Genomic DNA, 25,097 nt, shown 5'->3' with positions numbered 1-25,097 from the left:
GGAGCTATCTGGGGCGCCGGCGCTGGCGGACCAGAAACCGTGGGGCAGGGATGTTGGCAGCCTCCGCGCCGTCATCTTCGACGTTCCGCAGCCGGCTGTGAACTCAACCTGCACCAACCCTACGCCAGGGGCGCGTGCGCGCACAATCGCCTGTGACGGATTCTCATCATGCCCGGCCGGTTTGTCTTCCGCAGGCTGCGGGTAGTTCAGGGATGGCGATGCACGGGTGACCAATGGTGTTGTCCGGCAGCAGATTGTGACCCAGGCCGCACCGTACGTGTCGGCCGGGTTACATCTGGGCGCTGCGCGTTTCTTGTTTACCGTGCTGGGGTATGCACGGGTGATGACGCACACCGATGCTGTAGAAATCTGGCCGGGCAAAGCGTATCCATTGGGCGCCACCTATGACGGCTACGGCACCAACTTCTCGATCTTCTCCGAGGTCGCCGAGCGGGTCGAGTTGTGTCTGTTCGGTGCCGACGGCACCGAGACACGGGTGGTGTTGCCCGAGGTCGATGCCTTCGTCTGGCACGGCATGATTCCCAATGTCGAGCCCGGCCAGCGCTACGGTTACCGCATCCACGGGCCGTACGACCCGGCCAATGGTCAGCGCTGCAATCCCAACAAGCTGTTGCTCGACCCGTACGCCAAGGCGATCGACGGCCAATTCCATTGGGACCAGTCATTGTTCGGCTACAACTTCGGCGATCCCGACAGTCGCAACGACGATGACTCCGCGGCCAGCATGCCGAAGTCCGTGGTGATCAACCCCTTCTTCGACTGGGGTTCGGACCGTTCACCGAAGCACGAGTATGCCGACTCCGTCATCTACGAAGCGCACGTCAAGGGCTTGACCCAGACCCATCCCGACGTGCCGGCGCAAATGCGAGGTACCTACGCCGGCGTCGCGCACCCCGCCATCATCGACCACCTGAAGTCGATCGGTGTGACCGCCGTCGAACTGATGCCGGTGCACCACTTCGCGAATGACTCGACGTTAATCGACAAGGGGCTGTCGAACTACTGGGGGTACAACACCATCGGGTTCTTCGCCCCGGACGCGAAATACAGCGCGAACCCGAATCCCGGTGGCCAGGTGCAGGAGTTCAAGGCCATGGTCCGGGCCCTGCACGAAGCCGATATCGAGGTCATCCTTGATGTCGTCTACAACCACACCGCCGAGGGCAACCATCTGGGGCCCACGCTCAGCTTCCGTGGTATCGACAACGCCGCCTACTACCAGATCGTCGACGACGACAACCGGTACTACATGGACTACACCGGGACCGGAAACAGTTTCAATGTCCGCCATCCGCACTCGCTGCAATTGATCATGGATTCGCTGCGGTACTGGGTCACCGAGATGCGGGTGGACGGCTTCCGATTCGATCTGGCTTCCACGCTTGCCCGGGAGTTCTACGACGTCGACCGGCTCGCCACGTTCTTCGAACTGGTGCAGCAGGATCCGACGGTGAGCCAGGTCAAGCTCATCGCGGAGCCGTGGGACGTCGGGCCGGGCGGCTATCAGGTGGGCAACTTCCCACCGCAGTGGACCGAATGGAATGGGAAGTACCGCGATACGGTCCGCGACTTCTGGCGCGGCGAGCCGTCCACCCTCGACGAGTTCGCCTCCCGGCTGACCGGGTCCGCGGATCTGTACGAGCACACCGGCAGGCGACCGGTCGCCTCCATCAATTTCGTCGTCGCGCACGACGGATTCACGCTGCGAGACCTGGTGTCCTACAACGAGAAGCACAACGAGGCCAACGGCGAGGACAACAACGACGGCGAGAGCCACAACCGGTCGTGGAACTGTGGTGTCGAAGGCCCGACCGACGATATCGCGATCAACGAACTGCGCGGTCGCCAGCAGCGCAATCTTTTGGCGACATTGCTGCTGTCCCAAGGGGTACCCATGATCTGTCACGGTGACGAACTGGGCCGCACCCAGCAGGGCAACAACAACGTCTACTGCCAGGACAACGAGTTGTCCTGGATCGACTGGGCGAACGCCGACGAGGAGTTGATCGTGTTCACCCGGCAGGTGGCCGCGCTGCGCACCGAGCATCCGGTGTTCCGCCGGCGCCGGTTCTTCAACGGGCGGCCCGTCCGGCAGCGCGCCAGCGCCGGAGTGCCCGACATCTCCTGGTTCCGACCCGATGGGTACGAGATGGGTGATGACGACTGGGAGAGCGGTTTCGGCAAGTCTGTCGCGGTCTTCATCAACGGCAACGGGATCCCGGATCGGGACCCGCGCGGCCAACGCATCACCGACGACTCGTTCCTGTTGTGCTTCAACGCGCATCACGAGCCCATCGAGTATCTGGTTCCCCCGGCGGTATTCGCCGCCCGCTGGCAGCCGGTGCTCTACACCGCGGATTCGGTTCAGGTGGACGGCGCCAAGGCGATCGACGCCGGGCAGCCCCTGATCGTGGATGCCCGTTCCACGCTCGTGCTGCGGGCCGTGCCGTCCGCATCGTGACCGCCGTCACCCCATCTGACCGGCGACGGGGCATATCACTGCAGGTTTGAGGGGAAGCCCCGGTGGGGTACTGACCGGGTACGAATTTTCCCGTCGAAAGGAATCACCATGGGCGACAGTGGACCCGAAGAGGCCGTGAAGGGCATCGTCGAGGACGTCAAGGGCAAGGCCAAGGAAGTCATCGGCATCGTCACCGACCGCGACGACCTCCGCGAAGAGGGCCAGGCCCAGCAGGACAAGGCGGACGCCGCGCGCGATGTGGCCAAGAAGGAAGCCGAAGCCGAAGCTGCCCGCGCAGCCGAAAGCGCCGCCGAGGCGCGCCAGAAAGCCGCCGAATAATCGCAGCCCCGTCCGAGCGGCAAGAGCCACCGCGGCTCTTGCCGCTCGGCTGCTGCATCGACCAAAAAGGATGACCGATGCGGGATTTCACCTGTCCGAATTGCGGGCAGCGGCTGTCGTTCGAGAACTCGGTCTGCCTGAGCTGTGACAGCAGGCTGGGTTTCGCGCTGGATCAGATGGCATTCCTGGTGATCGCGGAGGATGAACTGGCCGAGCAGGCTGGTTCGGTCGCCGACACCGAGTATCAGCTTTGCGCCAATCTTCATCTCGCCGAATGCAATTGGCTGGTTCCGGTTGCCCCGGTGCGTAAGTTGTGCCAGTCGTGCGCGTTGACCCGGACCCGCCCCAACGACGCCGACACCAAGGCCCTGGCCGCGTTCGCGCTGGCCGAGAAGGCCAAGCGCCGGATGATCGTCGAGCTACGCGAGCTGGGGTTGCCGATAGTCGGCCGCGATGCCGATCCGGAGTACGGGCTGGCGTTCGACCTGCTGTCCAGCGAGCAGGAGAAGGTGTTCACCGGCCATGAGAACGGGGTGATCACCCTCGATCTCGCCGAGGGCGACGACGTGCACCGCGAACAGTTGCGCATCGCGATGGAGGAGCCCTACCGCACACTGCTCGGCCATTTCCGGCACGAGGTGGGGCACTATTACTTCTACCGGCTGATCGCACCCGTCCAGGAGTATGCGCAGCAGTTCGAGCAGCTCTTCGGCGACCCGGATGAGGACTACCAGCAGGCTCTGGATCACCACTACAACGACGGTCCGCCCACGGACTGGCAGCAGGACTTCGTGTCGTCGTATGCCACCATGCATCCTGCCGAGGACTGGGCCGAGACGTTTGCCCACTACCTGCACGTCCGGGACACGCTGGATACGGCCGCGGCGTTCGGTTTCGCTCCGGCCGGGGCTACCTATGAACGGCGCGTGCTGGGGCCCAGCGGGTTCGGCACCATCACCGATATGTGGCTGCCGTTGTCCTGGGGACTCAACATGGTCAACCGGTCGATGGGCAAGGACGACCTGTACCCGTTCGTGCTCACGCCTACGGTGCTGGACAAGATGCAGTTCATCCACACCGTCATCGACGCGAGCACCGCCGCCGTGTGACAAATCGCTGGAAGTCGGGCCGCTCGATATGCCAGGATTCCGTCGTGCCCAGCTCACTGGTCGAAGTCCGCAAGCAGTACAGCGTGGCGGAGGAGATCGCCATCATCGACGCCGTCCACGATGCCCTGGTGGCGGCATTCCGGATTCCGTTGGCGGACAAACATGTACGGCTGGTGGTGCATGCACCGCACAGATTCGCCCACTCGCCGGGGCTGGCGGACCCGCAGCGCTACACCCTGGTCTCGATCGACTGTTTCGCCGGGAGATCGGTACAGGCCAAACGGGAGTTGTTCGGCGAGATCGTCAGTCGACTGGGCGGCCTGGGTATCCCGGCCGACCACGTGACGATCGTGCTGCGCGAGAGTGCCCTGCAGAACTGGGGGATCCGCGGCGGTCAGGCGGCCTGCGATGTCGACCTCGGGTTCGAGGTGACCGTCTAAGCCGACCGGTCGACCAGGTAGTCGGAGCCGCCGACGTAGACGATGCCGGGGTGGTACGGCGAGCGTGCCGCACCGGCGATGGCGGAGGCGAACTCCTCGACGGTCGGCAGCGGGGCGAAGGCGCGGCGGGCGTCGACGGCATCGGGGTCGCGACGCTGCAACAGCCGGATGATGATGGTCCCGTCGATCATGTCACCGGAAACCACGGTGAAATGGATTCCGCGCCGGTCGAATTCGTGTTTCATCCCGTGCAGGGCGGTCTCCCCGGCGCGCTTGCTCAAGGCGATGGGGGCGTAACCCTTGGGAACGGCCTTGTGCGGGTAGAAGTGGGCCTGATGGCTGGTGACGAAGACGATGCGGGCACCGGTCGGCATGAGTGGGAGCGCCAGCTCGACCAGCCGCCGCTGTGCATCGCGATTCAGCCGCATGGCGTAACCGGAGTTCGCGCCCTGCTCCAGGCCGCCCGAGGCGTTGAGCACCAGCATGTCGAGCCGGCCGAAACGTTCGCCGATCTCGGTGATCATGGCGGCCACGGCCGTCTCGTCGGAGATATCGGCCCCCACTGTCGAGGCCCGGCCGCCGAGGGCACGGATATCGTCGGCGACGGTCTGCGCCCGTTTGACCTTCTCGCGGTAGTTGACGATGACGTGGGTGTCCGGCTCGGCCAGCTGGCGGGCGACTTCGGCGCCGATGCCGCGGGACGCTCCGGTGACCAATGCGATCCGGCTGTCGTGCATTTCGGTTCCTTCCGCTGATCACGGGGGAGAATGCTCACCCGTGCTGGCACCTGCGAAGCTTCACCGTACATCAAAATTAAGAAAAGTAAGAGATACCTAAGGTAACGGTAAGGTGGAGTAACGGTCGCTTTTGCCGTGGTCCGGAACCGATGAGGCATCGCCGGTATCGCTCGATTACCGCGAACGGGCGCCGTTCCCGTTCGAAGGTCACATCCACCGCGTGCGGGTCGCCTACACGTAGGAGCGCTCAGCCGTTGCTGTAGACCCGGACCGGATCGATGAGCACCGCGGTGCGGCCCTGCTCCCGCATCACCTGGTCGTAGGTGTCCCAGTCGTCGTGGGTGCCGCCGGCCGCGGCGAAGATGTCGCGCAGCAGCACGCGTAACCGGTCGGGGTCCGTCAGCCACGGTTGCGGATCGGCCGGCCCGGCCAGCTCGGCGCGGCCCTCGACGGTGGCCCACTGCCAACCGGACCGGAACGTCACCGCGATCTGGGGCCGCTCGCGCAGATTGGCCAGCTTCACCGGGCCGTAGGTGACGAACGCCAACACCGGAGCCCCGGTGGCCGGATGGGGGAGCACTCCCGCGTTGATCAGCGAGGACTGAATCGTGGCGTCGGCGCGCAGGGTGGACACCACCGCGAGGCCTTGATCCGCGGACGCCAGCGCTGCCGCCTCCGTCAAAGTCGGCATGGCCCACTCCTTTCGGCATCGCCGAGGTGTTTCGTCATGTCACCACATTGGCCGGGGCGCCGCCCTCGGCGTAGATGTCGATCTGAGTGCGAGCGACGGCCCAGGCGCGTTCCCACGCACCCTCGGTACTGCCCGCCACATGCGGTGTCAGCAGCAGGCCCGGCGCCTTCCACAGGGGATGCCCCGCGGGCAACGGTTCGGGATCGGTGACGTCCAGTGCGGCGCGCAACCGCCCCGCGTTGAGTTCGGCCAGCAGCGCGTCGGTGTGCACCGCCCCGCCGCGGCCCGCGTTCACCACCACTGCGCCGTCTCGCAGTTTGCCGAGGAATTCTGCGTCGACCAGCCGGTAGGTCGACCTGTCGGCGGGCAGCATGGCCACCACGACATCGGCGTCCGGGAGCAGATCGTCGAGGTCGTCCAGGATGCGGACCCCGGGGCGCGGTCGACGGCCGACCATGGTGACCTCGGCCTCGAACGGCGCCAAGCGCGACGCGAGATTGGTCGCCAGATCGCCTGCGCCCAGGATGACGACCCGTTTACCGATCAGCGTCTCGGTGACCTGAGGTCGCCAGAGCCCGGCGTCCTGTCGATCGCCGAACTCGCGCAGATCCCGGAAAATGGCCAGCAGCGCGGCCACCACCCATTCGGCCGATGAACCCCCGTGCGCCCCTCGCCCATTGGACAACATGACACCGTCGGGCAGCAGCGGTATCCACTGTTCATAACCGGCGTTCAGCGTCTGCACCAGGCGAAGGTTGGGCAGCTCGGCGAATCGGGCCCCGACCGCCGGGGCATTCTCGTATCCGACGACGACCACCGCGGCATCCAGTCCCGCGTCCGGCCACGGAGCGCCGGGCTCATAACGGACGGTCTCAAGATGCGGTGATTCGCCGAGTACCTTGACGCCGATCTCGTCCGGGACCAGGACCTTGCACGTGCTCACCAGTGCCCCTTGTGCACTACCTCGCCGAAGGGCCGGCGATCGGGCTTCACGATGGGCCGGAACGGGCGGTCGGCCGGGTAGCCGATCCCGAGCAGATAGGACACCAGATGACCTTCGGGCACGCCCAGGATCTCGCGAGCCTTGACCTGATCGCCCACCGCCGAGTGGCCGGTGCCGATACCGAGATCGGTGGCGGCGATGGCCATCGCCAAGGTTGCCTGGCCGAGGTCGTACTGATCGATGAGTTTGGTGCGCTCGTCCGGCGGCTCCGGCACCACCAAGGCGATCGCGGCCGGGGCCGATGCGATATGCCCGGCGCCGCGCCACACCGTCGAGAGTTCCCGCAATTTGTCCCGGTCGGTCACGATGACGAAATCCCAGTGCTGCTGGTTGCGCGCCGACGGCGAGCGCCAACCCGCTTCGGCGATCCGGTCCAGATCATCGTCCGTCACCGGATCGGGGCGATAGCTGCGCACGTTACGCCGAGCCCTGATCGCATCCCAGGTTTCCAATTTCGAACTCCGTTCCTCGACAATCAAAACTGCGCCGAGGCGCCGCGTATTTCATGTATCGGGCCTAGGATTTTCCTGTGACCACCCCGGAGGTCCTGTTCAGTCTCCCCCTGGCCGAGGAAATCCTGGAGTCGCACCGGTACCGCGCCGGCGGTGATGATGAAGGCTTCGATGCCTACAAGGCGCACGTCTACCGCGTCATCAACTTCGCCCGCGCGCTGTCAAAGGATGGTCCGGAGCGTGACGACAAGCTGGCGATCGCCGCAGCGTTCCACGACCTCGCCGCCTTCGACACCCTCGACTACCTGGTGCCGTCGATCCTGGCCCAGGACGCCTGGCTACACCGGGCCGGACGCGAAGCGTGGTCGGACGAGCTGGCGGTCGTCGTGGCCGAGCACCACAGATTCTCGCGGTACCGCGCGCCGCGCCCGCACGCCGAGCTGGTCGAAGCGGTGCGCCGGGCCGACCTGATCGACGTCAGCCAGGGCCTCGTCAAGTTCGGCCTGCCCAGTGCGTATGTCAGGGAAGTCCGCGGCGCCTTCGACGCCGGCGTGTTCTTCACACGGGTCATCCCGGCGGGGGCTGTGCGCGCCGTGCGGACACTGCAACCGCTGGGCTTCCTGCGTCCCCGTGACGCGCTGGAACGCTCGGGCCATCTTGGGGCAGATCGTTGACCCAACCCCGGTCGCTCCGCTCGCCGCAGGCAGCGCGCTGCTCCAGCCGCCGGACCCGTGGGATGACGCGCTCGGCGACGGTGTCATAGCTGCCGACGAGCCCGGCGGCGGTTCCGCCGTTCGTGCCGACGTGGGGGTGCGCGGCAAACGTCTTGAACATCTGGGCCTTGGGGTCGGCGTTGGACAGTACAGAGTGCGTCTCGGCCGTGTCGCGGCCCGCCAACTCGAACGCGTACGCCAGCTCATCGGCGGCTTCCTGGTCGGTGTCGCGGGCGATGACGAACGCCGCCAGACCGAACCGGGCCGGCCGGAGTTGATAGTCGTCGACGTGGAAGTATTTGCCGTGGAACGTGGTTCGTCGGCCGCGGATCAGGGAGTCGACGACGGTGAGCCATTCCCGGCCGTAGGAGTAACGCTCGTCGTGCTCCAGGAAGGGTAAGCCTGCGCGGGCGATCTCGGGCCGGAACCAGGCATTGACGACCTTGACCCCGAATCGGCCGCCGCCGATCTCCTCGATCTGCAGGGCCTGCTTGGCGAGCACCACCGGGTGATAGAGCGCCGGTTTGATGGCCGTGATGATCTCGATCTTCTCGGTCACCGCCGCCAAAGCCGCACTGGCGGTCCAGGCTTCGAGTTGGTCGTAGTGATCCCCGGAGGGATTGACCTCGTGCTGCGCCACCGGGGTGGCGTCGAAACCGAGGCGGTCGGCCTCGACGACTGGTCGCGATTGCGGGCCCAGGATGCGTCGACGGGCTCGAGTGGGTGTTGTTTGGCGCCCCACGTTCCCTACACCAGAGCCCAGACGCCGAATCGCGAACTCATCGCTCAAGGCTAGAATTTGCCTGACGCGGTGAAAACGATTGCCGTCAGGCTGATTCTGTCAGCGCGGATTCTGCTCGCCGGCCTCGACCGCGAACGCAAGGCGGTTCTCGGCGGGAGCCACCGGGCACGTCGCGTAGTCGGTGAACGCGCACGGCAGGTTCGACGCCCGGTTGAAGTCGAGGGTCACTGCGCCGCTGGCATCTGGTGCGGACACCGCCAGGGAACGGACCCCGGCATAGGTGGTCACCCCGCTGGTGGCGTCGGTGAAGAGCACCTGCAGACTGTCGCCCGCTCCGCCCGGGCCCGCGAACGCGATCAGTTGCTGCGGTTCGCCATTCCATCCGAAGTCGATGACACCGACCGCATTATGTTGGTGCTCAAGGCCTTCCACCACGGCACCCGTGGTGACCGTTCGGTGCTGCGGGTAGGGCGTGAAGGTCCCGTCGAGGCGCCACCGCGCATCGGGCGCATACGCCGGGATGCCCCGGTAGGTGGCCAGGTGTGGCGATGCGGGGTCGTGCACCCGCAGGGCCACCGAACCGGTCCGGCGGATCACCTCGATACGCCGGGCGCCGTCCTCGACGAGCAGACCGGGGGCGCCCTCGACCGGTTCCAGGCGCTCGGTGCCGTCGATTCCCTCGACGTAGACCGCATCCTCGTCGGCCCGCCAGCGGCCGGGCAGATCGGCCACGGCGGCGAATTCCTCGGTGAGCCAGTGCAGGCCCGTCAGGCTCACCCAACCCCGGGGCTCACCGAAGTAGCGCTCGCGGTCACTGTGCCACTGGCTCCAGGCCGCTTCGAAGGTGTCGGTGACATCGGTGGAGAGGGTCATGTCGGGTGCTCCTGATCTCGTTGAAACTGATTACTGCGCAACATGTCTGCGTGTCGCGGACAGCGGCCGGCTCGGAATCTGCGTCCGCAGCACGGGCGCGACCTCGGATTGGAACAGCTCGAGGCTGTGTCGTTTCTGTGCTGCCGACATCCCGTCAGTGTCGGCGCTGAGGTGGATGACCTCGTGACCGAGTTGTTCGTGGTACCGGCTGACCTTGTCGATCACCTGTTGTGGGCTGCCGACCAGGGCAGAGCTGCGCTCAACGAAATCCTCGATGGATTCGAAGACCACCGGCAGTCCGGCGCGCCGGGCGAAGGCGAGTCTGGCCCCGAAAGCCGGTGCGAACTCGCGCACCGCCTGCTGTGAGCTGGATGCGACGTGGAACCCGGCGGTGCCCGCACCCACCAAGGCATCCTCACGACGATGGCCGTAGAGCTCCCACTGGTGTCGATAGTGCCGGATCAATTCTGCGTACGGCTCAATCGGGTAGGTGACATTGGCCGAGAAGACCGGGTCGCCGTGTCGGGCGGCCAGGTCGACTGATTCCTTGCTCGTCGCGCTGCCGTGCCACACCCGGATCCGGTGCTGAAGCGGCCGGGGCAGCGCCTTGGCTGCGACGAGGTCCGGACGGAACCGGCCGGACCAGGTGACCTCATCGCTGTCCCAAAGAGCGCGGAACAGTTCGTAACCCTCGCGGTTACGCTGCCATTGATCGTCCGCGGTGACGTGGAACAACTCGGCCTGTGCGGCGCCGTTTCCCTTGCCGATGATCAGTTCCAGTCGGCCGCCGGAGAGGTTGTCCAGCGTCGAGTAATCCTCGAATGCTCTTACAGGGTCGAGCAGACTCAGCGTGGTGACCGCCGTGAACAATCCGATATGCGAGGTGCGGGCCGCGATATTGCTCAGCACCACCGGTGGGGAGGAGGAGATGAACGGGTCTTCGTGCCGCTCGCCGACCGCGAAGCCGTCGTACCCGAGTTCCTCGGCCAGCGCGGCCGACTCCACGACATCTCGCAACCGCTCGGCCGGACTGGTCTTCTCGCCCGTCACCGCATCCGGTTGGTGTGCGATCAGCGTGAGCAGCAGAAACTTCACGGGGCTGTCTCCGTTGGTCGTGGCTGGAGTATCCCGACCAACCCGGCGGCTTCGTGATTCATTCCCGAGCCGCCATGCACCGAACCGTTTCAGGAGTCTGTGAAAACCACCCTGGTTGTGATCACCACGATTCCATGGTGGCTACGGAGTTCTGGCCGCTGCGCTGCGCGGATGCTCCAGCCGCAGGATGGCGGCGTCGACGAGGCTCCGGATGATCTCGTCGGTGCTGAAATCGCTGAGCCACAGATTCGGCGAGTCGCTTCGGTGCAGCATGGCCACCCCATGCAGGGCCACCGACAGTGAGGCCGCAATCCGGTGCGCCGTCTTGCTCGGTGGTGACTGCGGCGCACGGCTGCGACAGGCGAGCAGCCCGCGGGTGACCGTTTCGAGGGCCTGGCGCGCGGCCGGCGGAATATCGGCCGACTGGGTCATCAGCGCATAGCGCAGCGGAAACCGCTGCGCGAAGGACACGTACGTCTGGCAACCGAGTATCAGTTTGTCTCGCGGGGTTGCGCCCGGTGCGCTCAGCTCGGTGATCTCGTCGCAGACCTGGCGCCAGCTGGCCTCGGCCACCGCCATCAGCACCTCGTCGCGGTCGGCGAAATGGGCGTAGACCGACGGGGCCGCGATGCCGGCTTCGCGGGCGATCCCGCGCAGGGAGACTTCCGCTTCGGTCTGCGCGGCGTCGATGACGCGGGTCGCGGCGGCCAGTATCTCGTCGCGCAGCAGTGCGCCGTGGCCGCGCTGGTTGCGCCGGCGAGCAGACTGGGACATGCCGACAGCATAACATCCGTAAGTTTACAGTTGTTAGCTTTCGATTCGCTCTGGACCCGCGGACATCGTACCCAACGGTGCGGCGCGGTGGTCCGGTGTCGGCAACACCGAATTCTGCGCCGGCCATGAGCTGGCTCACGCTAACTTTACAGTCGTTTCCTTACTGTCGTAAGGTCAGCCACCATGGTTACCGACCAGGCGCGTATATGCGCCGTCGCGAACGGGGTATGGCGATGAACGCAGTGGTACGCGCCCTGGCCAGGATCTGGGTACCCCTGGTCATCGTCGTCGTGGTCGGCGTCGGTGGGGTGATCATCAACCGATTCCACGGTGTGTTCGGATCCGGTCAGGAGACCGGCGGCGGACGTGCGGAGAACATCGTCTCGACCGTGCCCAAATACGTGACGTATGAGGTGTACGGACCCGCGGGTACCGCGGGCATGATCAGCTATGTCGACGAGCATGCGCAGTCGCAGGAGGCGCGGTTCAGTACGCTCCCCTGGACTGTCACCCTGACCACCACGCTACCGAGCGTCTTCGCCAACATCATCGCCCAGGGTGACAGCCCGGAGCTGGGCTGCCGGATCACCGTCAACGGCGACGTGCGAGATCAGCAGTCCGTCAACGGAACCGATGCCACCGCGTTCTGCCTGGTGAAGGCGGCATGAGCGATGCTTGCGAGCGAATCATGAACCCGCGCGGCCACGGCGCACCAGGACGCTACCCGCGCCTGGTCCGGACCCTGTCGATACCGATCATCCTGCTCTGGCTGGCTGTCACCGCCGCGACCAATCTCCTTGTCCCGCAGCTGGAGAAAGTCGGCGCCGACAACGCCGTGTCACTGTCCCCACAGGATGCACCGTCAGTGATCGCGATGAAGCACATCGGCGAGAAGTTCGGTGAGTTCGGTTCGGACAGCGTGCTCATGGTGGTGCTGGAAGGCGACGAACCGCTGGCCGAGCAGGCGCACGGCTACTACGGCGCACTGGTACAGCGGCTCCAGGCGGACACCGCGCACGTGGAGCATGTTCAGGACTTCTGGGGCGACCGGATCACCTCGGCCGGATCGCAGAGTGAAGACGGCAGGGCGGCCTACGTGCAGGTGCACCTCGCCGGCAACCAGGGGTCGGCACAGGGTGTGGAATCCGTTGACGCCGTGCGCCACATCGTCGAGGAATCCGACCCGCCGCCAGGGTTACGGGCCTATGTGACCGGCCAGGCCGCGCTGGTCGCCGACACCAACGAAGCCGGCGACAAGAGCATGGTGAAGATGACGGGCATCACCCTGCTGGTCATCGCGATCATGCTGTTGGTCGTCTATCGCTCGGTGACGACGACACTGATCGCCCTGCTGGTGGTGCTCACCGAGATGAGCATGGCCCGCGGGCTGATCGCGGTGCTCGGCGCGCAACACATCCTCGGGTTGTCGACCTTCGTCGTCAGTATCCTCACCGCGCTGGCCATCGCGGCGGGCACCGACTATTGGATCTTCCTGCTCGGCCGGTATCACGAGGCCCGCAATGCCGGAGAAGACCGCGAGACTGCGTACTACACGACGTTCTCCGGTGTCTCCCATGTGATCCTGGGATCGGGGTTGACGATTGCGGGCGCCATGCTCTGTCTGCACTTCACCCGGCTGAACTACTTCAACACACTCGCCGTCCCCTGCGCACTGGGCATGCTCGTGATCCTGGTGATGGCGTTGACCTACGCGCCGGCGGTGCTCGCGGTGAGCAGCCGGTTCGGCTTACTGGATCCCAAGCGCGCGACCAAGACCCGCGGCTGGCGGAGAGTTGGCACCGCGATCGTCCGGTGGCCGGTCCCGATTCTCGCCGCCGCCACGGCCATCGCGCTGATCGGAGTGCTCGCGCTGCCCGGTTACCGGACCAACTACGACAACCGGCATTACGTCCCGGCGGACGTGCCGTCCAATATCGGCAATGCCGCGGCCGAGAAACACTTCTCGGCGGCCCGGATGAATCCCGACATGCTGATGGTCGAAACCGACCACGACATGCGCAATTCCCGGGACATGCTGGTACTGGACCGGATCGCGAAGAACATCTTCCGGGTGCCGGGTATCGCTCGGGTGCAGAGCATCACCCGGCCACTGGGACCTCCGATGGAACACGGGTCGGTGCCGTTCCAGATCAGCGCCCAGGGTGTGACGATGCGCGAGACACTGCAGTTCCTCAAGGCCCGTCTGGACGATACGCAGACCATGACCGACCATCTCAGCGCGATGATCGCCGTCATGGCGCGCCTGCACGATCTGAGCGTGCAACTGTCCGATGCCACCCATACTTCGGTGGGTGCCGTACACGACATGCAAGCCACCACAGCTGAATTACGGGACCGGGTAGCCGATTTCGACGATTTCTTCCGGCCGCTGCGCAACTACTTCTACTGGGAACCGCACTGTTTCGACATCCCGGCGTGTTCGGCGATGCGTTCGGTATTCGAGGCGACCGACAGCGTGGACACGCTGTCGGAGAACACCAAAGCGCTGGCCGACCAGATGGACAAGGTCGATGCGCTGACCCCGCAGATCGCCGCCCAGATTCCGCCGATGATCAGCCTGTCCACCAGCGTGCGCGACCTCATGGTCACCATGCACAGCACGTTCGGCGGGATGATCACCCAGATGGAGCAGATGACCGACACGGTGGCGGTGATGGGTCAGACCTTCGATGACGCGAAGAACGACGACATGTTCTACCTTCCGCCGGAAGCCTTCGCCAGTCCGGACTTTCAGCGCGGTATGGCGTTGATGCTGTCCCCGGACGGTAAGGCTGCCCGCATCATCATCACTCACGACGGTGATCCGGCCACCATCGAAGGTATCGCGCACGTCGACGCCGAACTGCAGGCGGCCAAGGAAGCGGTCAAAGGCACTCCGCTGGCGAACGCGAAGTTCTATCTGGGCGGAACCGCGGCCACCTACAAAGACATTCAACAGGGCGCGCACTACGACCTGCTGATCGCGGCGATCGCGGCGATCATCCTGATCTTCGCCGTCATGTTGCTGATCACCCGCGCGCTGGTGGCGTCCGTCGTCATCGTCGGGACGGTGGTGCTGTCGCTGGCGTCCTCGTTCGGCCTGTCCGTACTCATCTGGCAGTACTTCCTGGGGATCGAGCTGCAGTGGCTGGTGGTGGCCATGTCGGTGATCGTGTTGCTGGCCGTCGGTTCCGACTACAACCTGCTGGTGGTGTCCAGGATGAAGGAGGAGATACCCGCCGGTCTCAAGACCGGCCTGATCCGGGCGATGGGAGCCACCGGCGGTGTGGTGACGGCGGCGGGCATGGTGTTCGCGTTCACGATGATCTCGATGATCGTCAGTGACCTTCGCTCGGTCGGGCAGATCGGTACGACCATCGGGTTGGGGCTGCTGTTCGACACGTTCATCGTCCGCTCGTTGATCACCCCGTCGATTGCGGCGTTGTTCGGGCGCTGGTTCTGGTGGCCGCTCAAGGTGCGCAGCAGGCCGGCCCGGGCCTCGCAGCCATCCGATCCGGATACCGAACCCGTGCCCGTACTCGCAGTGGAAGGACAATCATGACCGGTACCCGGCCGTTTACCGACCTGATCGCCTTGGAGGTGCTCGGGGAGGGCCACTTCGGGGCGACGGTGGACCCCATCTGGACCATCGGACCCAAGGTCCATGGCGGCTGCATGATGGCGGTGTGCGCCGCCGCGGCCCGGCGCGCGATCGGTGCGGTGGCACTGCAGCCGATTGCCGTGAGCGCCAACTACCTACACGCACCCGATCCGGGACCGGTCGGGCTCACCACCACCGTGCGCAAACGTGGACGTCAGGTCTGCGTCGTCGACGTCGAGCTGCGCCAGCGGGACCGAACCGCGGTGTCGGCGACGGTCACGCTCGGGCTCCTCGACGTCTCCGCACCGCGCCACCAGGAACCACTGGCCGTCGCCGCGATGGCATCGGAACCACCTGCCGATGCCATCCACGTCACCGCGGACCACCCCATGGGCCAGATCGTGCACGTCGCCAGGGGCTGCGATCTGCGCGTCGACCCGTCCGCGGCGCACTACCTGTCCGGGCAACAGGGCGATCCGATCAACCGAATGTGGCTGCGACCTTTTGCCGATGACGAGGCCGACACCGACACCTCGTTGCTCTTCGCCCTCATGGCCGGGGATATCAGTGCGCCGGTCACGATGAACCGCGGCATGTTGGGTTGGGCACCCACCGTCCAGCTCACCACCTATCTGCGTCGACAGCCGACCCCCGGCTGGATGCGGGTGCTGGCCAGCGCCACCGTGCTGGGGGACACGTGGTTCGAAGAGGACCACGTCATCCTCGACGCGGCCGGGCAGGTCGTCGTGCAGAGCAGGCAGCTCGCGATGATCCCGAAAGGGGCGTGACCGCAGACCGATGTCGACGCCGACGACGGTGCGATCTCGGCGGCCCTGTGCTTCTCGCGAGGTTGCCAGGATATCCGGCGGGTAACCCAGCTCACATGTTTGCACCGGCGGATCTTCGGGAATGAGAAGACGGCTCATGATTTGCCGAGGGGCGAGGGGGTAGTACGTTGCCGAATGCATCGATCAAGAACGAGGAGCTGTACCAGGAGCTGCGAGAGGAGGGCGACTCCAAGGAGAAAGCCGCTCGAATCTCCAACGCAGTGGCCAACCGCGGGGCGTCCACCGTCGGCCGCAAAGGCGGCCGGTCCGGGAGCTATGACGCATGGACCGTTGCCGAGCTGCGCAAGCGTGCCAAAGAACTCGGATTGACCGGTTATTCGAACCTGTCCAAGGACAAGCTGATCGCCAAGTTGCGCGACTACTAGCCACCGTCGGTGCGCAGCGGTTCACGCACTCACGTCGGGACCACTCCGCGCGGCAGGATCAGCGGCAGGTCGTTGTAGGTGACGATGCCCGGTGCCGCTGCGACGACGGCCGGAATCGCGTTCAGCGGGGGTGTGGCCGTCATGATGTGGCCGAGCACCATGAACTCCTCCAACGTGGTCGCCTCGAAGTCCGGTGGTGGCAGGAAGCCGACCTTCATGGTGACCGTCGGCCGGCCGGCCACCTCGATGACCCACCCGTCCTGGTCGATCTGCCAATCGGGCTCCAGGGTCTGGCCCTTGCGCCAGCGCAGGGTCAACTCGACGATGGTGCGCTGACCACCGGCTGGATCATTTTTCAGGCCCTTCCAGCTGACGAAAACCCCTGCTACGCCCCCGGCCGGAATGGTCCAGGAGCCCAGGTCCAGGTCAGCGGTCGTCTTCGCATAGTCGGCGTCGCAGCGCACCTCATCGAACTCGACGCCCAACGCGTCGCCGATCATCCGCACCGCTTCGCCGAACACCCCGGTGCCGTGCGCGGTCATCGTCGGCAGCTCAGGGTCGTCGATGGGCCTGCCGAAGCCGACGGGCTTCTCGGTCTCGGGGGAGTCGTAGAACGTGGTGTCGGCGGCCTCGTTGACGGTGATCTTGTCGACCCGGTCGCAGATGCCGGCCGCCACGACGGCCAGCTGGTTGACGTAGCCGGGGCTGATGCCGGACCCGAACATGGTGGACCCGCCACGCCGGCACGCGTCGGCGATGCGCTCGCGACCCTCGCCCTGGTTGTGGCCGGTGATGAACGAGGCCGTCGCGACGACGTTGACGCCGGCCTCCAGGATGCGGACCAGTTCGTCGACGTCGATCCACATCGGGTTGTAGACCACGACGTCGGGTTTGAGCGCGAGCAGTGCGTCGACGTCATTGGTGGCCGTGACCCCGAGGGGGTCGATACCGGCCAAGTGGCCGACGTCCTTTCCGGTCTTGTCCGGCGACCAGGCGTAGCACCCGATCAGTTCCAAGGTGGAATTCCTGGCGATGGCGGCGACAGAACTCTTGCCCACATTGCCCGTCGTCCACTGCACCACCCGGTACGGCTCGGTCATGCCGGTGAGTTTTTCACGGTCGTGATAAAAAGAAAAGAGGGCTAGTCTCGGCGGGATGACAGCGCAGGTCGACAGCGATGATCGCGCGCCGCGGCGCCGTGGCCGTCCGCGCCGGATCAGCCACGAGCAGATCGTCGAGGCGGCCCGCGGCATCGCCCCGGCCGAACTCACGATGCAGGCCGTCGCCGACGCGCTCGGCGTGGACCGCACCGCACTGCACTACTACGTGGGCGACCGCGACGGGCTGCTGGAACTGGTGGTCGCCGATCTCTTCGACACCGAACTACGCACCGTGGAACTACCCGAGCATGCCGACTGGCGTGAGGTACTGCGCGCCTACGCGTCTGCCATCCGGGACGGTGTATTGCGCTGCGGGGTGACCACCACGAACTTCCGGCTCCGGGGGATCGGCGGCACCGCCGGACTGGCGCTGGCCGAGCGGGTGCTCGTGGTGCTGACCGGAGCCGGCTTCGCCGTCGGTGACGCGGGCCGCATCCTGACACTCGTCGCGGGTATCGCGATGTCCGCAGCCCACGATGTGCTGGGTAGCGCGGAATCGCGGCTGCACCATCAGACACCGGAAGTGGCACGTGCGCTCAACGAGCTTCCGGCACAGGATTTCCCATTGCTGTCCGCCGTCGTCGCGGACAGGCCCGGGGCCGACGATTTCGACTTCAATCTCGGCGTCGTCATCGCAGGCCTGGAGCGCTATCTGAAGCTGTAGCCCCCGTCCGGGAACACCGTCGAGCCCGTGGTGGCTGCGTTGATCAGCAGGTATGCCACCGATTGCGCCACCTCGTCCTCGGTGACGGCCCTGCCGAGCACAGATTGGGCGCCGAAGAACTCGAAGGCGGCGCGACGGACATCGGGATCCCTTTGGTTCCAGAGGTTTCCATCAACGGTGCCGGGAGCGATCGCGTTGACTCGCACGGGCGCCAGCTCGGCAGCGAGCCCCCGGGCCAGCCCTTCGATCGCGGCGTTGGCCGCCACGTAGGCGGGTGCGTTGCCCGCCGGGCGGATACTCGCCGCGCCCGACATCAACACCACCGACGCGTCGGAGGCCAGTCGCGGCAAGGCCGTCTTCACTACCCGGTACTGGCCCCAGAATTTCGAATCGAACGGGGTTGCGGCTTCCTGGATCGACAATTCCGCCAGGGAGCCGGTGACATAGGTGGCGGCGGTGGTGAACAATCCGTGCACCACGGCCACAGTGTCGAAGAACTCGTCGAGGCCGGCCTGATCGGCGGTGTCCACGACCTGGGCCCGGGCGCCCGCGCCCAGTTCGGCCACCGCGGCCGCGAGCCTCGCGGCGTTCCGCCCGCCCAGGACGACGCGCCCACCGGCGGCGGTGATCAGCCGGGCGACGGCTAGCCCGATGCCGGAGGCACCACCGATCAACACCACGGTGCGGCCGGCAAAGGCTGTCCGAGAAAGGAACGAATTGGCAGGCACGCAGCGACGCTAGCGCGGGTGTCGGCCGTCGATCGCCGTGCCGGCGACCCACAGCCGCCCCGGCCGCGGGTTTTGGTTTCGCCCAAGTCGAGCCGAATGCGCCAGGATGGGAGGTATGGGCCTGATCCCGATACCACGAACCGACCTGACCGATACCGACGTGACGAGCGCGCTGGGGCGTGCGGTGAGCCTGATCGACCTCATCCTGGATGTGCTGGCCGAAGCCGATCCGCTGGGGTTGCGGCGGCGGCTGGACTGCGTGGACATCCCCGGGACCAAGGCGTGGGAGGCGAAGGATCGCGCCGCGCGCATCCGGTGGTGGGTTCGCCGCGTGGGTGCGTTGGACACGGTGCTGGTCGCGTTCCCCGGGGTGTTCGGTGTGGTCGCCGACCGGCTGCCCGTCCAGGATCTGCTCGGGTTCACCAATCAGGCCATCGTGCTGTGCGCCGTCGCGCGTGAGTACGGCATCACGGATACGCAGACCAGGGTGCGGATGCTGGCGGCGGTGCTGTGCGCACGAGAGGTGTCCGACCAATCCGACCAATCGGAGTCCGAACCGGCCGTCCAGGATCCCGGTTGGTCCGCGATGTCCCTACCCCGCAAGGTGTGGCACCTGGCGGGCATCCTGAACGCCATCGGTACCGAACTCGGGAAGCGGCCCCACCCGAAGGGCGTGTTCCGGTACCTGGGCATGCTGCCCTGGTTGGGTGCTGTCGCCGACTACTTCGGTGAGTACGGCGCCCTGATGCGTGCCGCCGCGGCAGGCGAAACGTGGATTACCTTGCACACCAACGTGATCGGCTCAGCCGCCGGCCAGTAGCGGCTGCGGCGTGGTCTGTGCCCGCGGCGCCACGCTGCGGCAGGCGGCGATCGACAGCCCGGCGACGACGAAGCACACCACCGCGTACCAGAGGCTGCCGATCGGATCCCCGGCTGCTGTCACCCCGTCGGTGGCGCCGAAGTACGCCGGCAGCGCCGCCACCCACAGCACCGCCATGACCGCCAGGTACACCGCGGCATAACCGAGGATCAGCGGGTTGGTGTGACGCGCACCGGTTTCGCGCAGGGAACGCCACTGACCGACGAGCACCGGTACCGCGACGACTGTCAGGGCGACGAGTTCGAGGGCGTAGACCACCCCACCGATATCGGTACTACCGGTGATCTTGCCGACCACCGTCGCGGGCAGTGGCAGCACCGCGGTGCCGATGGACGCGAGCACACCGACGACGACGGTGCGCCACAGCACCTGTGCCCCGGTATAGGTCGCGCCGGCCTCGACGTGGCGGCCCACGAACAGCTGCACGCAGAAGGCCAGCGACATCGGCCACAGCGCGGCGAATACCACGACGCTGGGCAACGGTACCGAGTCGAAGAACGGCTGGTTCATCGGATGGTCCAGAGTCCATTCCCACCAACGCAATTGCGGCCCGAGGTGATCGAAGATCTCGTAGAACGCGTGATGGATGAAGCCCACGCAGATCGCGCCGACCAGTACACCGCGCCGTTGGAACACCCCGAGGATGCGGACGATCTCGAAGGCGACGGTGGCCATCATCGGATAGATCGCGACGATGTACAGCGGTAGCCGGCCCCACAGGAAATCGACGCTGAACACGTTGTGCGCGAACATCGTGTCCACGTATGCGCCGATTCCGAACTGGGCCGGGAAGTACAGCGGCGGCTCGATGATGAGCAGATAGGCGATGGCGCCGAACCACAGCACCACATTGGTCGGGTCGTTGTGGCGACGCCACCGGTTGACGGCGTACACCAGCGACAGCACAGCGCCGGCGATCACGAGGAGCTCCAGCACCGGAAGGGTCCAGTTCTCCAGGTTCAGCGGGTTGCGGAACGAGACGAGGCCACCCATGTCCTCGCAGGAAAAGCCAAGTCGCGCAGCCAGACCGGCGAATGTGGGCGCGCACAGATCAGACATCGGCGGATGCCTTCCCGGAGGTGTACCACTTGGTCACGTCATACCCCTCGTCATAGCGCTTGAACCATTCGCCCGCCAGCGCCGGGAGCTTCTCGTGCGCCGGGTCATGGCCGGGAATCTGACTGCGCACGATACCCACCAGCGCGGTGAGCATCTCCCGCTTGCCCAGATCGGGGAACGGGCTCTGGAACGGTCCGTAATCGGGTCGGCGGCCGATGCGCTGGAGCAGGGCGTTCTTGCCGCGCTCCAGGGCGAAGGTGGACACCGCGTCGACCTTGCGTACCTCCAGCGGGATGTGCTTGTTGAAGCCGTCGCATGCCATCCGCACCACGTCCATGACGTGCTTGAAAATCGACGGGGCCACCCGAGCGCGGTACCAGGGGTCGCCCACCAGGCCGTTGTAGATGATCAGCGCCGAGCTGCGGTGCTCGACCTCTTCGACGAAGTGCCACAGGAACAACGAGGCCACCCGGTCATCGCCGGGGGCGAACAGGGTGGCGTCGTTGTCCAGCATCAGTTTGAACACCGGGGTGAACGTCGCCTCCAGGTCGGCGGTGTAGGCCAGCCGGTACTTCAGCGGTTTGTTGTCGACGAGGTCGTCGAAGGCGGCGATCACCTGATCAAGGGTCTCTTTGAGCGCCGGGTAGGCCTTGATGAGTCCACGGGCGTGCTGGCGATGGGCCATCGAGTGCTGGCCCTCCTGCCGGGTGAACGCATCGGCTTCCTCGGCGATCACCGGATCGGTGAGCAGGGGTTTGGCCTCGGCCATCGTGCTGACGATCATCTTCTCGAACGCGATCGCCAGGAACGACACCGCGTTGGCCATCGCGGAGAAGGCGGGATTGGTGTCGTTCCAGCAGAAGGGGACGTCGTAGTCGGCGAACGCGAACCGCATCTTGCGTACCTGTAGATCCGTCATCAAAGCACCTCGCAGTAATCATACAAATCAATCGTTGACTGTATGGTGGCACTGCGCGGCAGGCCCCGTCAATCAGCGATTTGTGTACGTCCACCGGCGTCCCCCGCCGCTGAACGTGCACAAATCGCTATCCTGCGGCCATGTCGGCGGAGGGATGTGACCGTGGCGCGTAGGCGCGGATGGGGTGGCGAGCCGCCGCGCACCGATGAGGAGGCGACCGCGCGCATCGTCGATGCCGCGGTGAAGCTCATCGCCGAGACCGGCAAAGGCATCAGCATCGCCGATGTCGCGGCCGCGCTCGGCGTCATCCGGCAGACGGTGTACCGGTACTTCCCGACGGCCGAGGCGCTGATGCATGCCGCGGCCATCGCCTCGGTGGACGGCTTCCTGGACCGGTTGGCCGGCACCGTCAGCGGCATCGCCGACCCGGCCGAAGCCATGACCGAAGGGGTGATGTTCACCCTGGAGGAGGTGGCCCGGACTCCTCATCTGGCGATCCTGTTGTCCGAGCCCTACGAGAATGCCCGGCCCAGCAGCATGGCCTCCGACGAGGCGCAGGACTTCGGTATGCGGATGATCAACCGGTTCGACGTCGACTGGGCGCGCCACGGATACGACGATGCGGCTCTGCATGAGCTGGTGGAGTTCACCCTGCGCACCATGCTGTCGTTCTTCGTGGCACCCAATCCGCCGGGACGGTCACGAGAAGAGTTGCGCCACTTCATCAAAAGGTGGCTGGGTGGCGCCATTTCGGCCCAGAGCTGATCAGCGGGCCCGGGCCTGCGCCGCGGCGGTCAACGACGTCCACCGGATGGGGTGAGCCAGTCGGCGATGTTGCGCACGTAGTCCTTGAAGGCCTCCAGGTGCGAGGAGTCGTCCTTGATACCGCTCCCCGGCGCCTCGGTGACGAAGGAGGGTGCGCCGCGGCCGACGTCCCAGTTGTAGTCCGCGAAATGATGGAAGGTCGATGTGGCCACCGCGCGGCCGATACCCGGCTCCTGCAGCGTCACCGCCAGGTTGAACCGCCGCCCGGTCGTGGCACTGCGACCCTGCGCGACCACTCGGGCGCCCGGGACATCGGCGGACACCAGACCCTCATGCGGATGGGCCGGGAACCATTCGATGCGACCGCTGGCGGTTCGCCCGGTGTGCAACAGCTCGTGTACCTCGCCGTCCACCAGCACCGGCTGATAGTCACCGTTGGCACCGGAATGATAGTTCGGCCAAGAGATCTCGGGATTGTCGACATCGTCGCACATCGTCGCCGGATCGACGGTGGCGTCGTGAAACCGGTTCACCACCCCGAGCGAGCCCAACTGGAGCAGACAGCTGCCGAGCTCCTGGTGGTCGCGCGCGGTGAGCACCCCGCCGCCGCCCAGCCGGAACCGCCCGATGGCCGCGCACTCGGCGCCGGTGAGGCCGTCTCCGGTGTCGACCGCCATCAACCACAGCTGGTCGTAGCCGAGCTGATCGAGGTGCACCAACACCGGATCGTCGCCGCTTCCGGACCGGTTGCGGGCGACCACCTGGTGTCCGGCAGCCCGGAGTTCATCGGTCAGCAGGGTGAAACGGAAGATATCCCAGTCGTCGGCGTTCGCCGTGATCGTGGTCTGCAGAAGAATCCTGGACATCGGAGCTCACCCTTGGCCGGGTATCCGCAGGTGTGCCCGGGCGGCGAGTTCGTCGTCGTCCACCAGGGTCAGCATCGGCTGCCCGGGGACACACATCATCGTCACCAGGAAGCGGCTCCTGATATCGGTGCGGTTGTTGGCATCCGAATAATGGATGACATCGCCGCCGGGCTCCCAGAACGCCTCGCCGGCGCGGATCACGCGGGGCGGCTCGCCTTCGAGCTCGAACAACATCTCGCCTTCGAGCATGTACCCGAAGGCCGGACCGCTCGGGTGCTTGTGCGGTGGGGCGCCGGCGCTGCCGGGCGGGTATTCGATGACCACTGTCATCGCATGTGCGCCTTCGGGTATGAATGGTGGCATCACCTCCTGTACCACGGTCAGGGCGTCCTCCCAGCCCGGGTCATAGGTCTTGGTCATGGGTCTCTCCTTCCGGTGTGGGGTTCAGACGGCACTGCCGCCGCCGTCGGCGTGCAGGGTGGAGCCGCTGATGAAACTGGCCCGCGGTGAGGCCAGGAAGAGCACTGCTTGGGCGATCTCCTCGGGGGCTGCGGTACGACCCAACGGGAGCGAACGGCCGAGCTCCTCATTGGTGTCACCCCATTCCGCTTGTACGCCTTCGGTTCTGGTGGGGCCGGGTGCGACGCTGTTCACCCGTACACCGGCGGCGCCGAATTCTGCCGCCCAGGTGCGGGTGAGGGATTCCACCGCGGCCTTGGAGGCGCTGTACGCCGACGCCCCCGGTACGCCCTTGGTGGCCACCATGGTGGTGACGTTGACGATGCTGCCCCGCCGGCGGGCGAGCATGCCGGGAACCAGCCCGGCGGTCAGGAAGTACAGGCCCCGGACATTGGTGTCGAAGGTGCGTTGGAAGGCTGCGATCTGCTGGTCGACGGTCAGGGCGGCGGGGAACCCTGCAGCGTTGTTGACCAGGATGTCCACCGCACCCGCCTGCTGGACAAGGGCTTTCACCGATTCGATATCGGACAGGTCGGCCCGGACGAACCTTGCGCCGATCTCGCGCGCGGCGGCGTCGCCGCGGGCCGGGTCCCGGCCGGTGAGGATCACCGACGCGCCGGCTTCGGCCAGCAAGCGGGCCGAGGCCAGCCCGATCCCGGCGGTGCCCCCGGTGACCAGGGCGGTGTGTCGTGCCAGTTCCATATCAGGCGATGCGGCGCTCGAGCGGAGCCAGCGACGTGCGCAGCCGTTGACGGCCGCGTGACACCCTCGACATCACGGTCCCCATCGGGATGTCCATGATGGCGGCGGTTTCGGCGTAGGTGTAGCCCTCCACGTACGCGTAGAACATGGCCTCGGTGAAACCGTCGGGCAGTTCGGCCAGCGCGTCGGTGACCTCCGGGTCGGCGACGGTGCTGAGCACCTCAGCCTCGGCAGAACGCAGGCCGCCGGACTGGTGAGTGGCGGCGCGGGCCAGGTCGCGGTCGGTGATCTCCTCGACCGCGACCTCGGCCGGGCGGCGCTGCTTACCGCGGTGGTTGCTGACCCAGCGGTTGTACATGATCCGGAAAAGCCATGCCTTCAGGTTGGTGCCCGCGCGGAACTTCCGGAATCCGGTGTAGGCGTGGAGCAGGGTGTCCTGCAGTAGATCCTCGGCGTCGGCCTCGGTGCGTGTCAGCCGCCGCGCGCCGCGGTGCAGCACGTCGAACAGGGGTTGGGTCTCGCGGGTGAAGCGCGCCGCGAGGTCGGTATCGGATTCTTGCTCGTCGGGCGCATCGGGAACACATGTCAGCGTCATGTCGCTTTTCCTCGGGGTGAGTCGGCTTTCCATCGA

General features: G+C 66.1%; 28 protein-coding genes. 12 read left to right on the top strand and 16 right to left on the bottom strand.

Annotation, left to right across the window (positions count from 1 at the left end; all coding sequences use genetic code 11):
* Positions 1 to 343: 343 nt before the first annotated feature.
* The 4 genes from glgX to QN239_RS30420 all read left to right on the top strand — a co-directional run bounded on the left by glgX (position 344) and on the right by QN239_RS30420 (position 4,370).
* Positions 344 to 2,482, top strand: coding sequence for a glycogen debranching protein GlgX (gene glgX, locus QN239_RS30435; protein WP_499016196.1), 2,139 nt, complete (start codon positions 344 to 346; stop codon positions 2,480 to 2,482).
* A gap of 108 nt (positions 2,483 to 2,590) precedes the next feature.
* Positions 2,591 to 2,821 carry a microaggregate-binding protein 1 gene (gene mbp1, locus QN239_RS30430; RefSeq protein ID WP_090358965.1) on the top strand — a complete coding sequence of 77 codons (231 nt, stop codon included), beginning with the start codon at positions 2,591 to 2,593 and terminating at the stop codon, positions 2,819 to 2,821.
* Positions 2,822 to 2,898: 77 nt separating this feature from the next.
* Complete coding sequence (locus QN239_RS30425) at positions 2,899 to 3,930, top strand: zinc-binding metallopeptidase family protein (protein ID WP_499016194.1); 1,032 nt, start codon at positions 2,899 to 2,901, stop codon at positions 3,928 to 3,930.
* A 44-nt stretch (positions 3,931 to 3,974) separates the two neighbouring features.
* A complete protein-coding gene (locus QN239_RS30420; protein WP_499016192.1) occupies positions 3,975 to 4,370 on the top strand; it encodes a tautomerase family protein in 396 nt (131 codons plus the stop codon).
* On the opposite strand, the gene QN239_RS30415 is transcribed toward QN239_RS30420, so the two are convergent.
* From QN239_RS30415 to QN239_RS30400, 4 genes are all read right to left on the bottom strand, one after another.
* A complete protein-coding gene (locus tag QN239_RS30415) occupies positions 4,367 to 5,107 on the bottom strand; it encodes an SDR family oxidoreductase (protein ID WP_499016191.1) in 741 nt (246 codons plus the stop codon). The genes QN239_RS30420 and QN239_RS30415 overlap by 4 nt on opposite strands.
* Positions 5,108 to 5,354: 247 nt before the next feature.
* A complete protein-coding gene (locus QN239_RS30410; protein WP_499016189.1) occupies positions 5,355 to 5,798 on the bottom strand; it encodes a TIGR03618 family F420-dependent PPOX class oxidoreductase in 444 nt (147 codons plus the stop codon).
* Between the two features lie 34 nt (positions 5,799 to 5,832).
* A complete protein-coding gene (locus QN239_RS30405) occupies positions 5,833 to 6,741 on the bottom strand; it encodes an NAD(P)-dependent oxidoreductase (protein ID WP_499016188.1) in 909 nt (302 codons plus the stop codon).
* Positions 6,738 to 7,253 carry a nitroreductase family protein gene (locus QN239_RS30400; protein WP_499016185.1) on the bottom strand — a complete coding sequence of 172 codons (516 nt, stop codon included), beginning with the start codon at positions 7,251 to 7,253 and terminating at the stop codon, positions 6,738 to 6,740. Before QN239_RS30400 ends, QN239_RS30405 begins: the two co-directional genes overlap by 4 nt.
* A 77-nt stretch (positions 7,254 to 7,330) precedes the next feature.
* On the opposite strand from QN239_RS30400, the gene QN239_RS30395 reads away from it, so the two are divergent.
* Entirely contained in the window at positions 7,331 to 7,927 is a 597-nt protein-coding gene (locus QN239_RS30395; protein ID WP_499016183.1) for an HD domain-containing protein, read from the top strand.
* Here QN239_RS30395 and QN239_RS30390 read toward each other — a convergent pair.
* From QN239_RS30390 to QN239_RS30375, 4 genes are all read right to left on the bottom strand, one after another.
* Complete coding sequence (locus QN239_RS30390; RefSeq protein ID WP_499016181.1) at positions 7,821 to 8,708, bottom strand: LLM class flavin-dependent oxidoreductase; 888 nt, start codon at positions 8,706 to 8,708, stop codon at positions 7,821 to 7,823. The genes QN239_RS30395 and QN239_RS30390 overlap by 107 nt on opposite strands.
* Before the next feature lie 99 nt (positions 8,709 to 8,807).
* On the bottom strand, positions 8,808 to 9,581 hold the full coding sequence (locus tag QN239_RS30385; RefSeq protein WP_499016179.1) for a DUF1684 domain-containing protein: 774 nt from the start codon (positions 9,579 to 9,581) through the stop codon (positions 8,808 to 8,810).
* Between the two features lie 30 nt (positions 9,582 to 9,611).
* Positions 9,612 to 10,676: an LLM class flavin-dependent oxidoreductase gene (locus QN239_RS30380; RefSeq protein WP_499016178.1), complete on the bottom strand. Its 1,065-nt coding sequence runs from the start codon at positions 10,674 to 10,676 to the stop codon at positions 9,612 to 9,614.
* Between the two features lie 141 nt (positions 10,677 to 10,817).
* Entirely contained in the window at positions 10,818 to 11,450 is a 633-nt protein-coding gene (locus tag QN239_RS30375) for a TetR/AcrR family transcriptional regulator (RefSeq protein ID WP_235683508.1), read from the bottom strand.
* A 233-nt stretch (positions 11,451 to 11,683) separates the two neighbouring features.
* On the opposite strand from QN239_RS30375, the gene QN239_RS30370 reads away from it, so the two are divergent.
* The 4 genes from QN239_RS30370 to QN239_RS30355 all read left to right on the top strand — a co-directional run bounded on the left by QN239_RS30370 (position 11,684) and on the right by QN239_RS30355 (position 16,264).
* Positions 11,684 to 12,118: an MmpS family transport accessory protein gene (locus QN239_RS30370; RefSeq protein WP_499016176.1), complete on the top strand. Its 435-nt coding sequence runs from the start codon at positions 11,684 to 11,686 to the stop codon at positions 12,116 to 12,118.
* Positions 12,119 to 12,138: 20 nt separating this feature from the next.
* Positions 12,139 to 15,012 carry an MMPL/RND family transporter gene (locus QN239_RS30365; protein ID WP_499017021.1) on the top strand — a complete coding sequence of 958 codons (2,874 nt, stop codon included), beginning with the start codon at positions 12,139 to 12,141 and terminating at the stop codon, positions 15,010 to 15,012.
* Positions 15,009 to 15,839 (top strand): thioesterase family protein, encoded by an 831-nt coding sequence (locus tag QN239_RS30360; RefSeq protein WP_499016174.1) that lies wholly within the window; start codon positions 15,009 to 15,011, stop codon positions 15,837 to 15,839. The genes QN239_RS30365 and QN239_RS30360 overlap by 4 nt, the downstream gene beginning before the upstream one ends.
* 167 nt (positions 15,840 to 16,006) lie before the next feature.
* Positions 16,007 to 16,264 carry a DUF7218 family protein gene (locus QN239_RS30355; RefSeq protein ID WP_090358338.1) on the top strand — a complete coding sequence of 86 codons (258 nt, stop codon included), beginning with the start codon at positions 16,007 to 16,009 and terminating at the stop codon, positions 16,262 to 16,264.
* 29 nt (positions 16,265 to 16,293) lie between these two features.
* Here the strand turns inward: QN239_RS30355 and QN239_RS30350 are convergent, their stop codons facing one another.
* Positions 16,294 to 17,364 carry an NAD(P)H-dependent amine dehydrogenase family protein gene (locus QN239_RS30350; protein WP_499016171.1) on the bottom strand — a complete coding sequence of 357 codons (1,071 nt, stop codon included), beginning with the start codon at positions 17,362 to 17,364 and terminating at the stop codon, positions 16,294 to 16,296.
* Positions 17,365 to 17,419: 55 nt separating this feature from the next.
* Between QN239_RS30350 and QN239_RS30345 the strand changes: the two genes are divergently transcribed.
* Positions 17,420 to 18,088, top strand: coding sequence for a TetR/AcrR family transcriptional regulator (locus tag QN239_RS30345; RefSeq protein WP_499016169.1), 669 nt, complete (start codon positions 17,420 to 17,422; stop codon positions 18,086 to 18,088).
* On the opposite strand, the gene QN239_RS30340 is transcribed toward QN239_RS30345, so the two are convergent.
* Positions 18,073 to 18,816 carry an SDR family oxidoreductase gene (locus tag QN239_RS30340; protein WP_499016167.1) on the bottom strand — a complete coding sequence of 248 codons (744 nt, stop codon included), beginning with the start codon at positions 18,814 to 18,816 and terminating at the stop codon, positions 18,073 to 18,075. The genes QN239_RS30345 and QN239_RS30340 overlap by 16 nt on opposite strands.
* A gap of 115 nt (positions 18,817 to 18,931) precedes the next feature.
* On the opposite strand from QN239_RS30340, the gene QN239_RS30335 reads away from it, so the two are divergent.
* Complete coding sequence (locus tag QN239_RS30335) at positions 18,932 to 19,636, top strand: hypothetical protein (RefSeq protein ID WP_499016166.1); 705 nt, start codon at positions 18,932 to 18,934, stop codon at positions 19,634 to 19,636.
* On the opposite strand, the gene QN239_RS30330 is transcribed toward QN239_RS30335, so the two are convergent.
* Positions 19,619 to 20,755 carry a hypothetical protein gene (locus QN239_RS30330; protein WP_499016164.1) on the bottom strand — a complete coding sequence of 379 codons (1,137 nt, stop codon included), beginning with the start codon at positions 20,753 to 20,755 and terminating at the stop codon, positions 19,619 to 19,621. The genes QN239_RS30335 and QN239_RS30330 overlap by 18 nt on opposite strands.
* The gene (locus QN239_RS30325) at positions 20,748 to 21,674 is read right to left on the bottom strand and encodes a metal-dependent hydrolase (protein ID WP_499016162.1); all 927 of its coding nucleotides are present in this window, start codon (positions 21,672 to 21,674) and stop codon (positions 20,748 to 20,750) included. Before QN239_RS30325 ends, QN239_RS30330 begins: the two co-directional genes overlap by 8 nt.
* A gap of 162 nt (positions 21,675 to 21,836) precedes the next feature.
* On the opposite strand from QN239_RS30325, the gene QN239_RS30320 reads away from it, so the two are divergent.
* Positions 21,837 to 22,439: a TetR/AcrR family transcriptional regulator gene (locus QN239_RS30320; protein ID WP_499016161.1), complete on the top strand. Its 603-nt coding sequence runs from the start codon at positions 21,837 to 21,839 to the stop codon at positions 22,437 to 22,439.
* Positions 22,440 to 22,468: 29 nt separating this feature from the next.
* Here QN239_RS30320 and QN239_RS30315 read toward each other — a convergent pair whose 3' ends face one another.
* From QN239_RS30315 to QN239_RS30300, 4 genes are read right to left on the bottom strand one after another with little or no spacing between them, the layout of a single operon-like run.
* Positions 22,469 to 23,305, bottom strand: a complete 837-nt coding sequence (locus tag QN239_RS30315) for a hypothetical protein (protein ID WP_499016160.1) — start codon at positions 23,303 to 23,305, stop codon at positions 22,469 to 22,471.
* A gap of 6 nt (positions 23,306 to 23,311) precedes the next feature.
* Positions 23,312 to 23,725 carry a cupin domain-containing protein gene (locus tag QN239_RS30310; RefSeq protein WP_499016158.1) on the bottom strand — a complete coding sequence of 138 codons (414 nt, stop codon included), beginning with the start codon at positions 23,723 to 23,725 and terminating at the stop codon, positions 23,312 to 23,314.
* 24 nt (positions 23,726 to 23,749) lie between these two features.
* Positions 23,750 to 24,466: an SDR family NAD(P)-dependent oxidoreductase gene (locus tag QN239_RS30305; protein ID WP_499016156.1), complete on the bottom strand. Its 717-nt coding sequence runs from the start codon at positions 24,464 to 24,466 to the stop codon at positions 23,750 to 23,752.
* A gap of 1 nt (position 24,467) precedes the next feature.
* Entirely contained in the window at positions 24,468 to 25,061 is a 594-nt protein-coding gene (locus QN239_RS30300; protein WP_499016155.1) for a sigma-70 family RNA polymerase sigma factor, read from the bottom strand.
* Positions 25,062 to 25,097 lie beyond the last annotated feature (36 nt).

This window comes from Mycolicibacterium sp. Y3 (assembly GCF_051188035.1).
GTDB lineage: Bacteria > Actinomycetota > Actinomycetes > Mycobacteriales > Mycobacteriaceae > Mycobacterium > Mycobacterium fluoranthenivorans.
The sequence above is the reverse complement of the archived record's forward strand: the minus strand, read 5'-3'. Positions and strand labels throughout refer to the sequence as shown.